The 12,801-nt window shown below is 41.1% G+C and carries 6 protein-coding genes; 4 read left to right on the top strand and 2 right to left on the bottom strand.

Features of this window, described 5'->3' with window-relative positions:
* Positions 1-46 precede the first annotated feature (46 nt).
* From B4G94_RS07790 to B4G94_RS07775, 4 genes are all read left to right on the top strand, one after another.
* Positions 47-3,226 (top strand): SusC/RagA family TonB-linked outer membrane protein, encoded by a 3,180-nt coding sequence (locus B4G94_RS07790; RefSeq protein WP_286858125.1) that lies wholly within the window; start codon positions 47-49, stop codon positions 3,224-3,226.
* Positions 3,227-3,245: 19 nt separating this feature from the next.
* Positions 3,246-5,306: a RagB/SusD family nutrient uptake outer membrane protein gene (locus B4G94_RS07785; protein ID WP_286858124.1), complete on the top strand. Its 2,061-nt coding sequence runs from the start codon at positions 3,246-3,248 to the stop codon at positions 5,304-5,306.
* Positions 5,307-5,397: 91 nt separating this feature from the next.
* The gene (locus tag B4G94_RS07780; protein ID WP_286858123.1) at positions 5,398-6,210 is read left to right on the top strand and encodes a DUF3823 domain-containing protein; all 813 of its coding nucleotides are present in this window, start codon (positions 5,398-5,400) and stop codon (positions 6,208-6,210) included.
* A 169-nt stretch (positions 6,211-6,379) separates the two neighbouring features.
* Positions 6,380-8,557: a hypothetical protein gene (locus B4G94_RS07775; protein WP_286858122.1), complete on the top strand. Its 2,178-nt coding sequence runs from the start codon at positions 6,380-6,382 to the stop codon at positions 8,555-8,557.
* A 263-nt stretch (positions 8,558-8,820) separates the two neighbouring features.
* Here the strand turns inward: B4G94_RS07775 and B4G94_RS07770 are convergent, their stop codons facing one another.
* Entirely contained in the window at positions 8,821-9,588 is a 768-nt protein-coding gene (locus B4G94_RS07770; protein ID WP_233789191.1) for a response regulator transcription factor, read from the bottom strand.
* Positions 9,589-9,590: 2 nt separating this feature from the next.
* Positions 9,591-12,740, bottom strand: a complete 3,150-nt coding sequence (locus B4G94_RS07765) for a ligand-binding sensor domain-containing protein (RefSeq protein ID WP_286858120.1) — start codon at positions 12,738-12,740, stop codon at positions 9,591-9,593.
* Between the last annotated feature and the right edge of the window lie 61 nt (positions 12,741-12,801).

The raw sequence follows: 12,801 nt of genomic DNA, 5'->3' as shown, positions 1-12,801 counted from the left end.
AATACATCAGGTAGTATAATAACTATTTAAAAACCAATTTATTAAGATGAAAAAGGATATAGGGAAATCAAGGCGGCGACTCAGCACGCTGCTCGTGCTGATGGCGCTGGGCATTCCGTCCATCGGATGGGCACAACAGAAGAATGTCAGTGGAAAAGTGCTCGATAGTAACAATAAGCCTATTGCCGGAGTGACAATATCGGTTCAGAATGCCGGTACTCGCATTGAAACAACGACTGATGCGGATGGTAGTTATACTATCAGTGTTCCGGAAGGGAAAAAGCTTTTATTTAAATCACTTGGTTTCAACGCTAAGGAAGAGCTTACTGAGGGAAAATCCACAATTAATGTTGTATTGGAAAATGATGATACACAGTTGGAAACGGTTGTTGTTGTCGGTTATGGAACGCAGAAAAAGCAGTCTCTTACAGGAGCTATTTCCTCCGTAAAGGGGACGGAAATGAGGCAGACGAAAAATGAAAATCCGCAGAATATGCTGACGGGTCGTGTGGCCGGCGTACGCGTGTGGCAGAGAAGTGCAGAGCCGGGTGCCTACAGTGCTAATTTCGACATTCGTGGACTTGGTGCTCCACTGGTTGTGATCGACGGGGTTCCTCGTACGAGCGAAGACTTTCAACGCCTGAATCCAAGTGATATTGAAGATGTTTCGGTATTAAAGGATGCATCGGCAGCAATTTATGGGGTGCGTTCGGCTAATGGTGTTGTTTTGGTTACAACCAAAAAAGGGAAGGAAGGGAAGACCACAGTGAATTATAATGGATCTTATACCTTCCAAAGGCCTTCGGGTCTGCCTGTATTGGCCGATGCGATCAGCGCAATGACGATCTACAATGAGAAGTCCATGAACAACATCAATGGTGGTAGTCCTATTTATACGGAAAAAGATTTCGAAGATTTTAGAAATGGGACACGACGTTCATCAGACTGGACCTCGTTAATCTTCTCCAAATATGCACCGCAGACTCAGCACGATATTAGCTTTTCTGGCGGTAGTAATAAAGTTCAGTATTATATTGGCGGGGGCTATTCTTATCAACAAGGATTCTTTAAATCAGGTGATCTCAATTATAATAAATACAACCTACGTTCCAATATTTCGGCAGAATTGGCCAAGGGATTGAAATTGGATCTGAATATTAGTGGTATGGCCGATCAGCAAAATAATCCCTATAACAGCTCTGTTGATATTATTCGAAACTATTGGAAACAGGGGATGTTATTCGCCGCGTATGCTGATCCCGAAAATACCTTGTTAAATTATGAGGGACTGGATTTAGAACAAAATACAGTAGCAATGATGGACGCGGATATTTCCGGGTATCGTAAATTCAAAAAGAAGACCCTTCAATCCTCCGCCGCACTGAATTACGATCTGAGTAATTTATCTCCCGCTCTTCAAGGGTTTTCCGCAAAAGCATTGATTAGTTATGATTACCGTACGGATAACAATTCCTTATTCAGAAAGGAATATTATCAATATGCGTTGAATAAAACAACGGGTAAATATGATCAGAAACTCTATAATCTGAGCAGCCCGAATCAAATGAAACGGGAGTTTTTCGATAAACAACAGGTATTGGGGCAATTTATCTTGAATTATGATCGAACGTTTGGGGAGCAACATAAGCTATCCGGACTTGTGGGATGGGAATCACAAAAAAATGACGGCGATAATTTCTATGCTTTAAAAAATCTAGCATTTGGTTCGGATAGACTATCAGCTGGTGTGGAGGACGGTCAGATGAGTTCGATGTATCCTGGGATTGCAGATTACTATAACGAAGCGAAATCCGCTTTATTTGGGCGGGTGAATTATGATTTTGCAGGCCGATACATCGCTGAATTCCAGTTTCGGTATGATGGATCGTCGCGTTTCGCAAAAGGGCATCAATGGGGATTTTTTCCATCAGCTTCTGTAGGCTGGCGTATCTCTGAAGAACCGTTTTTCAAGTCTAATGATGCACTTTCTTTTGTCAATCAGTTAAAATTGAGAGCAAGTTATGGCGCATTGGGTGATGATCAGTTCAAAGACTGGGATTTTGGCTGGTTACCGGGCTATATTTATCCAGCAACTAGCGGAAATGCCGAAAACGGCTATAACAATCAGTATGCTCCGGGTTATATTTTTGGTGATAAATACGTCACTGGAGTTACGCGTAAACCTATTGCAAACGAGTTAATTACATGGTTTACTGCAAAAACATTCAATGCCGGTATAGACTTTGAAGGTTGGAACGGTTTATTTGGTTTTACCTTGGATTATTTTGAACGCACGAGATCAGGACTATTTAAGCGTCCTGAAAGCGAATTCCCTACAGTAATCGGGGCTGTTCCGCCATTGCAAAATGCGGATAGTGATCGTCATATGGGGCTAGAACTGGAATTGAAACATCGCAATAGAATCAATGATTTCTCCTATAATATTCGAGCGATCGCCACAGTGACAAGGAATAAGTACCTGACTTCTGTTGAAAATGGACCTTATAGCAATTCCTATGATCGCTGGCGCAATGATAATCTGAACAATCGTTATCAGGGGCTTCAGTTTGGCTATGAATCGGCCGGTAGATACGAAAATTGGGCAGATATCTGGAGCTACCCGATTTATAAGGAACGTGATGTATTGCCCGGAGATTATAAATACCTGGATTGGAATGGCGATGGTGAAATTAATGGTCAAGATGAGCATCCCTTTGCCTTCGACCAGACACCTTGGGTTAACTATAGTATGAACCTTGAGACTTCCTACAAAAATTTTGATATGAACTTATTATTGCAAGGGTCTGCTCTCGGTTCCATGCAGTATAAAGAACCTCTCTATGCAATCTGGGGATCAAATGGTGGTGGAACGCTGGAACAATATCTTGATCGCTGGCATCCCGTGGATCCTTCTGCTGATCCCTACGATCCGGCAACAGCATGGGTGAAAGGATATTATGCCTTTACGGGGAGATATCCAAAGGAAAACTCTGAATTCAATCGCGTCAGTACAGCTTACTTGAGATTGAAGAGTTTGGAACTAGGATATACTTTCTCAAACCTAAAGCCTTCGTCGACGATGCGTTTACGCGTGTACGCGAATGCCTATAATTTATTTACAATAACAGGCGTACGATTTGTGGATCCAGAACATCCGGATGATGACTTAGGTCGGATGTATCCATTGAATAAGACCTACTCATTAGGCTTATCGCTTACTTTTTAGCACGCAAAAAAATATTCCAATGAAAAAACTACTCATTATATTATCATTAGCTGGCTCAATCGGATTTACCGGTTGCGCCGATCTCGATATTACACCCAAAAATGTGGTTACAGATCAAGATCTGTTGAACAGTCCCGCTGGCATGGATATTTACATGGCCAGGATGTATAGCCTAATGCCTTTTGAAGATTTCAAATATATGGCACAATGGGGAATAGAATTCAATGGCTGGTTGGCTGCCATCGGCATTGAAGGAACGGGGGAAGCTGTGACCAGGGATGGCATTAGTACTTCCTTTACCGGTGAAAGGACAGCCTATTGGGAGAGAGCATTCGAATTACTTCGGGATGCAAACCATTTGATCGAGAATTTACCCAATTACAAGGACAAGTTTTCTGAAGATCTTTACAACCATTATTTAGGTGAAGGATATTATGTTCGGGCAACGGTATTTTACGCGATGGCCCGACGGTTTGGAGGGATTCCATTAGTGACGAAGGTTTTGCAGTATCCAAACACTTCGGAAAACTTAGAAGTCCCCCGTGCATCGGAAGAAGATACCTGGAACCAGATCCTGAAGGATTATGATGAAGCAATCAAATTAATGCTTCCAAAAGGTCCAAAAACTGGATATTCCAATAAATATGTGGCACTTTCTTTTAAGTCCGAAGCCATGCTTTATGCGGGAAGCGTAGCCAAATACAATGAAACTGTTTCTGGTCGCTTGACAGGACTCGGAAGGAAAACTGGTGTACGGGTTATCGGTTTTGACGCCAGTAGAGCAAAAACAGCTTCACAAAAGTACTTTGCAGAAGCCTATGCTGCTGCCCGACAAGTAATAACGGCGGGAGGCTATTCTCTGTATAAAAAGAAATGGGCGGCAAACGACAAAGATGCGCAATATCAAAATATGGTAGATATGTTTAGTGACCTCAGTAGCCCGGAAAATATCTACGTCAAAGAATATGTTTATCCGACGTTGACACATAGTTTTGATGCATTTAGCTCGCCTTTCACCTTTCGGTCACCACTTTCTGCCGGCACCTGTCCTACGGTGGATTTTATGGAATTGTTTGATGGATTTGACAAGTACCCTGACGGAACTGTCAAAGTGACTACCGGACAAAGCAATAAGGAGGGTGAGTATAAACTGTACGACAAACCAATGGACTTCTTTAAAAACGCGGAACCCCGCTTGCGCGCTTATGTTATTTTTCCTGACGATATCTTCAAGGAAAGAAAAATGGATATACGGGCAGGGGTTTATACCGGTCAGACTCCTATAAAACCGTTGTTCTCAGATTATTCTTATGCTACAGCAGATACGCGTTATCAACAGCTGGGTGCTTATTCGGGCTCACCAAAGACTTTATATCTGAGTCCAAGAGATGGGAATGGACAGCAAACGGTGGATTACAATGGGCAAAAAATGAATGCCGCTGGAAACGAAGGACCATTCTTTGATAATGGTGAAGCGACACTAACAGGGTTTTATGTACGTAAATGGCTCAATACAAATCCAGCAAAAGAAGTTGGCGAAGGGAAATCCGATCAGCCCTTTATTTTGATGCGCTATGCGGAAGTCTTGTTGAATGCTGCCGAAGCAGCTGTTGAACTGAAAATGCTGGGAGCGAACCCCACCGATGGAAGCGACCTACTACAGACAGCAACTACCGCCGTCAATGAGATTCGCTCCCGGGCAGGAGCAGATCTACTTACAGGTACAATAACCGGTGATAATACCGGAAGAGACATTGTTCGAAGAGAGCGTCGTAAAGAACTAGCATTTGAACATAAGGCAAAATGGGACTTACGTCGCTGGCGGGTATTGCATTTTGAAGGTCGGGATGGTTTCTGGGGGACACAAAAGGATAAAAATTTATACAGCAATAACGAGAACTTCAGGTTCAGAGGATTGTATCCGTTTTTTTCCACCGCAACAGGTAAATACTTCTTTGATGCACGATTTCAATGGGTAAGTACCAAAACATTCCGGTACACACCTGTAGACTATTATTTTGAAATTCCCGGTGGAGAGGTGGCGAAAAGTCCGGTGATCGACCAGCAACCCAACCGATAGATAAGTATGCTGTGCTGCGAACGTAATTGAACAGGGCAGTTTTAATTGGAGGAGTGATTTTCTACTATTAACGTATAATGAATTACAAGAGATGAAAAATAGCATTTTTGGCACGATAGGCATATTATGTATGCTGAGTTCGTGTAGCCTCTTTGAGGCAGATAATTATGAAGCCCCTTCTGTGGCATTAAAAGGAGTTGTCGTTGATGCACAGACGGGTGAACCGGTATTGACCGATCAGGGGAGTGAAGGTATCCGTGTCCGATTGACAGAGCTTAGTTGGGGAGATAATGTGGAGCACAACCCTGACTTTTATTGCATGCCAGATGGAACTTTTCAGAATACCAAATTATTTAAAGGTAATTATCATATCACGGTAGACGGGCCTTTTATCCCATTGGTGCGTACAGATGTTGATGGTAAAGTATTGTCAGACGATAGTAAAACGATGGAGCTGAATGGTTCGCATGAAATAAAAATGGAGGTGCACCCTTTTCTTAAAGTGGAATGGGTTGGCGACCCCACTGTCGAAAACGGCAAGATAAAAGCTAAGGTAAAGGTCACCCGTGCGGTAAGCGAACAGTTTTTTCGCGAAAAAATAGAACCGATGGGAAATTTTAGTCCAGATTTTCTAAATGTTAAGGATATTCAGTTATTTGTTAGCTATTCCTCCACGGTAGGTTATAGGGCACGGGATGAGCGATGGTCAACCAAAATAGACTATAGTGGAAATAGTTTTGATACAAAGTTGGGACAGGTTATTGAGATCGAGTCCGCAAATGAAATTCCGGCTGGTCGTACGGTTTTTGTTCGGGCGGCGTCCAGAATTAACTATGATACCCCCCGCGGTACAGGAATTCTGCGGTGGAATTACAATGAAGCCAAAAGAGTAGATATTCCATAAAGAAATTCGCTACCGGGCTGAACCAGTCTGTTTAAAATATCAATGTTGCAGTTGGATTTGAATAAGACTGGTTCAGCTTGTTGACCAATAAACAAGCTAATCATATTTCATAGTATGAAAAATGCAGAAGTAAACGATAAGTAATAGCAATGGAAATAGACAACAGATTATGATAAAAACGAACATACTCGCTTTATTGATGCTGACGACGCTTACCGCGATCGCTCAAAAAAAAGATCCTGTAAAGACGACATTTCAGAGTTCCAGAGAATGGCGCCCGACAATAGACAACCGGACGGATGCGGTGATGATCTATGGAACAGGAGGGAATCCATCCGACAAGTCTCGAAAGATTCCATTTGAAGAGCGCGTGAAATCCTGGCGTGATAAAGGATATATTACCCATTTTATGACCGGGATTGCCTGGGGCGAGTACCAGGATTATTTTACAGGAAAATGGGATGGAAAGATGCATTTGGATGAGGGACAGGTTGACGTAAAAGGGGATACCATCTGGCATGGTCATATGGTTCCCTATATTGTTCCTACTGAAAATTATTTAAAATACATCAAAGAGATGCATGTCAAGCGCGTTATTGATGCCGGGATTGACGCCATATTTATGGAGGAACCCGAATTCTGGGCACGTGCAGGTTACAGTGAATCATTTAAGAAAGAATGGAAAAAATACTATGGTTTTGATTGGCGACCACAGCATGAATCGCCTGAGAACACATACTTATCCAATAAATTAAAGTACGCTTTATACCTCAATGCACTGAATGAGGTCTTTACGTACGCGAAATCTTATGGAAAAACCAAAGGGATGGATGTGAAATGTTATGTGCCCACGCATTCCTTGATCAACTATTCGCAGTGGATGATCGTGAGTCCTGAAGCGAGTTTAGCTTCGCTTCCCTGTGTGGATGGTTATATCGCGCAGGTATGGACGGGGACTTCGCGTGAACCTAACTATTTTAATGGTGTAGCGAAAGAACGTGTTTTCGAAACCGCATTTTTGGAGTATGGGGCAATGGAATCTATGACCGCACCTACTGGACGAAAGATGTTTTTTCTGACGGATCCAATCGAAGACTGGCCCCGGGATTGGGCAGATTACAAAAAGAATTATCAAGCTACGTTCACAGCACAGCTGCTCTATCCGAATATCGCTGACTATGAAGTGATGCCCTGGCCCGAACGGATCTATGAGGGACTGTATAAGACAAGCCCCAATAGTGACCAAAAGGAAAAAATACCACAGCATTATTCGACGCAGATGCAGGTGATGATCAATAGCCTGAATAGTATGCCAAAAACGGCCAGTAAAGTTTCTGGATCGACGGGGATCAGTGTCCTGTTGGCAAATTCGTTGATGTTTCAACGTTTTCCGACGCATGCCGGGTATGACGATCCACAACTGGCGAACTTTTATGGTCTCGCTCTTCCTTTCCTAAAACGTGGGGTGCCCATAAAAACAGTTCACCTGGAGAATTTGGCGGTTAAGGACGCCCTGGCGGAGACTAAGGTACTCCTCATGTCCTATTCCAATATGAAGCCCCTGTCAGCTGAGGCGCATCAGTACCTTGCAGATTGGGTAAAGAATGGCGGCATCCTAATTTATTGTGGTACAGATCTCGATCCCTTTCAATCGGTACAGGAATGGTGGAACACGAATGGTAAAAATTACCAACGGCCATCGGATCATCTATTTGAGAAAATGGGGCTGAAGGACGGTATGACAAAGGAGGGGAAATATACGTATGGGAAAGGTACTTTTTATGTGTTAAGATCGGATCCCAAAGAATTTGTGGTCAAACCGGATAACAGTCAGAAACTGCTGGACGTGACGAAAAATCTTTATGAAAACAACGGCAAATCTGAAAAGCTACAATTTAAAAACTATTTTACGTTGACGCGCGGTAATTACGATCTGATCGCCGTATTGGATGAGAGTGTGAGTAATCAGCCATATCATGTTAAAGGAAATCTAATTGATCTTTATGATCCGACTTTGCCCATTGTTACTTCCAAAAATATCCAACCGAATGAGCAATGTTTGTTTGTGAATTTAGATCATATAAAAAACAAACAACAACCGCAAGTGTTAGCTTCCGCAAGCCGTATCTACAACGAAACATCGGCTAATCATCACTATTCATTTACGGCAAAAAGCCCGATTAACACCACAAATATTTCGCGGATATTATTACCTAATAAACCAAAGAGCGTGCTGGTGGATAAAAAAGAAGTCTTTTCGGAGGAAAATTGGGATACAAAAACAAAAACGTATCTGTTGGGATTTGAAAATAGTCCCGACGGTGTACATGTAGCTATCAAATGGTAATAGGTGAGACCACTCGATTTTCAGATAAAGGAGATGATAGCAATTCTGATTTTGTGAACTTGAGACTAATTATACGTTGGTTGCCATATCAAAAAAAAGAACCATATTTTCCATGAAATATGGTTCTTTTTTATAGCTGCATTAATAGCAATCTCAATTGAATCCGGGCTAAGTTTGTGACCGTAGTTATTATTCGGCCAATGATTTGATTTAAATTACCGAGCACAAATTTGATCTGTCTCTAATGAAAAGTCGCTGTTCAATTATTTCGATTGGGCATCCTGGAATTCCGTCGGACTGAGTCCAAACTGTTTTTGGAAATTTCGGGAGAAATGTGTGGCCGAACTATAACCTAATAAATTTGAAATTTCATATACTTTGTATTGTCTTAAACTAAGCAATTCAGCTGCTTTTCGAAGCCTGGTCAGGTTAATCAGTTCATTTGGTGACAGGCTCGATACCAGATTTATTTTTCGATACAATGTGGGTCTACTCATGCAGAGTATGTCTGCCATTCGGTCCACATTAAATTGAGGGTCATCCAAATGTTCCATTATGATTTCGTCGATCTTGAGCAAGAAATCCTGATCACTTTGATTCTGACCGATTTGTTGTATCTGGGACATCGGATTTTTGATAAAAAATTCCTTGATTTTAATCCTGTTTTTTAATAAGCTAGCAATTTGAGCTTTTAAAAATGCGGGCGAAAAAGGTTTTTCAATATACGCATCGGCACCATATTCCAAACCTTGGATCTTCGACTCTATGCTATTTTTTGCAGTCAATAAGATGACGGGAATATGTGCATAAGCGATATCTTCCTTAATTTTTTGGCAAAGCTCGTAGCCATCCATTTCGGGCATCATCACGTCACTGATGATTAAGTCGAAATATTCGGACGCGAGTAAATTTAAGGCCTCATTTCCATTGGTGCTGGTGGTGATATGGTAATCTTCATTGAGGTCGTCTGCAATAAATTCAAGTAATTCAGCATGATCATCTACTATTAATAAATTGGCTTTTGCATTCATAATCATTGGTTTGAACTGTGGTTTAGCGGTAACGTCAAACGGAATACATTCCAGCGTGAATTTTCGACTTCATATACTAGACTGCCCTGATGTTTTAATGCCAAGGATCTTGTCAATGCTAAGCCTAGACCACTTCCAGGAATGTTCTTATTTTGTTTTAAGCGATTGAATGGTTCAAAAATTCGTTCCCTTTCTTCTGAAGGAATTAAAGCACCGTCGTTTTTCACGGTCAATATAGCAATATTTTTCTGTTTATCCGCCGCTAAATTCACTTCAATATCCTGTGATGAGTATTTTAAGGCATTATTGAATAAGTTATAACAGATTTTATCAAAAGCATCTATGTCAATGTACCCCATGATATCGGGAGCTATGGTCACTGTCATGTTCCTGCCCATGGCCTGAACAGTGACACTGAAATCATTGCTGATTTTTTGTGCTGCCTGACTAATGTTTTCCAGCTCAAAGTGTAATTTAAATCCTTCTGTTTCGACTTGCCGAAAATCCAGCAACTGATTACTGAGCGCAATCAATTTTTCGGTATTGTTCTGCATGGTCGTCAATAGCTTATTCGTTACTGGATTGTGTTCGACTTTGTCCATGAGTTTTTCCAATGGTGCCTTAATCAATGTTAAAGGCGTACGTATTTCATGGACTACATCTGTATAAAAATTGATTTTTGAGCGATAGAGCTCTTGTTCGCGAAGATTTTGAACAGTCAGTAAATGTTGGCGGTTTCGTTGTTTTGCCTTTTCATTAAAATGATAAATAATAAATATAATTAGCGCAATAAGGATAAGGGCGTAACAGATATATGCTGGTATACTTGCCCAGATGGGGGGAAGGATGACAATTCTAAGACTTGCAGCAGTAGGAATGACATTTCCGTTGGGATCTTCCGCTTTGACTGTAAAAATATAGTTTCCCGGTGCAAGCTTCGTGAAATAAGCCCGTTGATTGCTGGTGATATCTACCCAGTTATTGTCTAGGCCCTCCATCTTGTAACTGTAATGGATGGAGTGGGGGGCTTGGTAATGAAGTGCAGCAAAATCAAGACTAAAGGATGATTCATCGTGTTTCAATTGAATCTTATCCGTAAATAGGATGGATTTGGAAAGTATATTGCCATCTGTATACTGGTTGATCGCTTTGTTATTGATATAGAGATTGGTGATATAGATCGGAATTCGGGTATTGTAATTGATCTGATTGAGTTTTTTTGGATCAAAACGGATTAAGCCGTTGATCGTGCCAAAATAAAAATTTCCCTGACCGTCATTAAATGAGGAATTGTAATTGAACTGAATGGATGGCAAGCCTGATTCCAGGTTAAAAACGCGTTTTTTCCCGTTCGATAAATGGTAACGAACCAGTCCTTTAGAGGTGCTCACCCAAAGATTATTTTGCGCGTCTTCAAGAATGGCCAGGATCACATTGCTGGGCATACCTTCTTTGATGCCAATTTTGTCAAAACCATTTCCAGTAGGCAGTTTCTTTGCCATACCACCTTCCGTGGCCACCCAAATCTGTTTTTTTGAGTCTTCAAATAGGCTATTGATACGGTTGTTTGGTAGCGATGTTGGGTCGTCCTTTTGGTGAGTATAATGTTTGAGCGCTCCGGTAGCAGGCGTATAGCAGAATAAGCCATCCCTCCAGGTGCCCAGCCAGATATTTCCCTGTTTATCTTCGAGCAAAGTCGTATAAAACATATACTCGGGAACGTTTCGCAGTATATGAAAAGATTTATTGGCGAAATCAAAACGATACAAACCGCGGGTGGAAGCTGCTAAGATGTCTCCTTTCTTTGTTTTATAGAGATAAAACAGGAAATTACTCTGTAGATCTGGGTTGGAATAACTATTTCTATCAATATGGTAAACAACCTTTTCTTGTTTGGGATCAAAAATATCCAGCCCGTTGACAAAAGTACCGACCAATATTTTATTGTCAAATGGAAGAATTCCATGAATATTATTGTTCGCCAGATTTCCTTGTTTTTCAGAGAAATTTTTGATTTTGCCTGATATAGGATCTAGTTTGGATAGACCGCCATTTTCAGTGCCGATCCATACATTGCCTGTTGGATCTTTGGTAATGATCCGTACAACAGAACCTTTTAGGCTACCAGGTTTATCTTTTGGTAAAAATTTTTCGATAATGCTGTTGTTTTTATGATAATAGTTGATGCCACCAAAATAGGTACCTATCCAAATTCCTTGATCCTTATCCTGTAAGATATTATAAGCGGCATTGTCAGAAATGCCCCATGGATTTTCCTGTTCTTTTTGAATATTGATAAAGCTTTGATCTGCAATTTGATAAATAAAGAGCCCTGACTCGGTCGCAAACCAATATTCGGTATCATTGGGCTGTAAGATGTCTCGAACATAGAGAAATTGCTTTAGGCGATCTGGCCCTAAGATGGATTTCAGAGTCTTGGCTTGTAAATCGTAAACATAGACGCCAGATTTGGAGGTGCCGATCAATAACTCCCCCTTGCGGTTCTCCGTTATTTTTTCGATACTGAACCAGTCTTTTGTACCATATTTTAGTTGAAAGTCCAGCAAGAGAGCGGCTTTGTCGACATTATTGATCTGGAAAATTTTTCCTTCCGGAGTGCCAAAGAAAATAGTTCCATTTTTCGTGCAACCGACTGCCGTAATATAAAGATCCGATTTGGTGATTTGCTTAATTTCGTTGTTGATCAAATGATGGTAATAGAGCATACCATTCGATATAAACCAGATCCTTTTTTTTTGATCTGTAATGATAACTGGGACATCCGAATTTTCGAACTGTTTACTTAATAATCTAAACTGTTCATCGATGGGATTGTAACAGTAGATTCCCTGATCCGTACCAATCCATATCCTTCTCTTGAAATCTTCTTTCAGGGAGATAATATTATTGCCCCCTAAGCTGTTTTTGTCGGAAGCATCAAAATGTTTGAAGCTATTTCCGTCGAATCGGTTGAGACCATCTTTAGTGCCGAACCAGAGAAATCCGTAGCTATCTTGCATGCTGCAGATCACCGCATTGTTTGAAAGCCCCTCATTTATTTGATAATGGTTAAAATAATAGGGTTGTGCGTGGATAAGCAAAGGAGACAGCAGCAAGAAAAATAAAAAATGTAGCGGCTTCAGGTTGATCATGATCATTTGGTTATTGATACAAAATAGCTTAAAATTGAAACAATTTAATCCCAAAAGAATA

This window comes from Sphingobacterium sp. UBA7625 (genome assembly GCF_002484085.1).
Taxonomy (GTDB): domain Bacteria; phylum Bacteroidota; class Bacteroidia; order Sphingobacteriales; family Sphingobacteriaceae; genus Sphingobacterium; species Sphingobacterium athyrii.
This window is presented reverse-complemented; position numbering and strand designations above follow the sequence as displayed.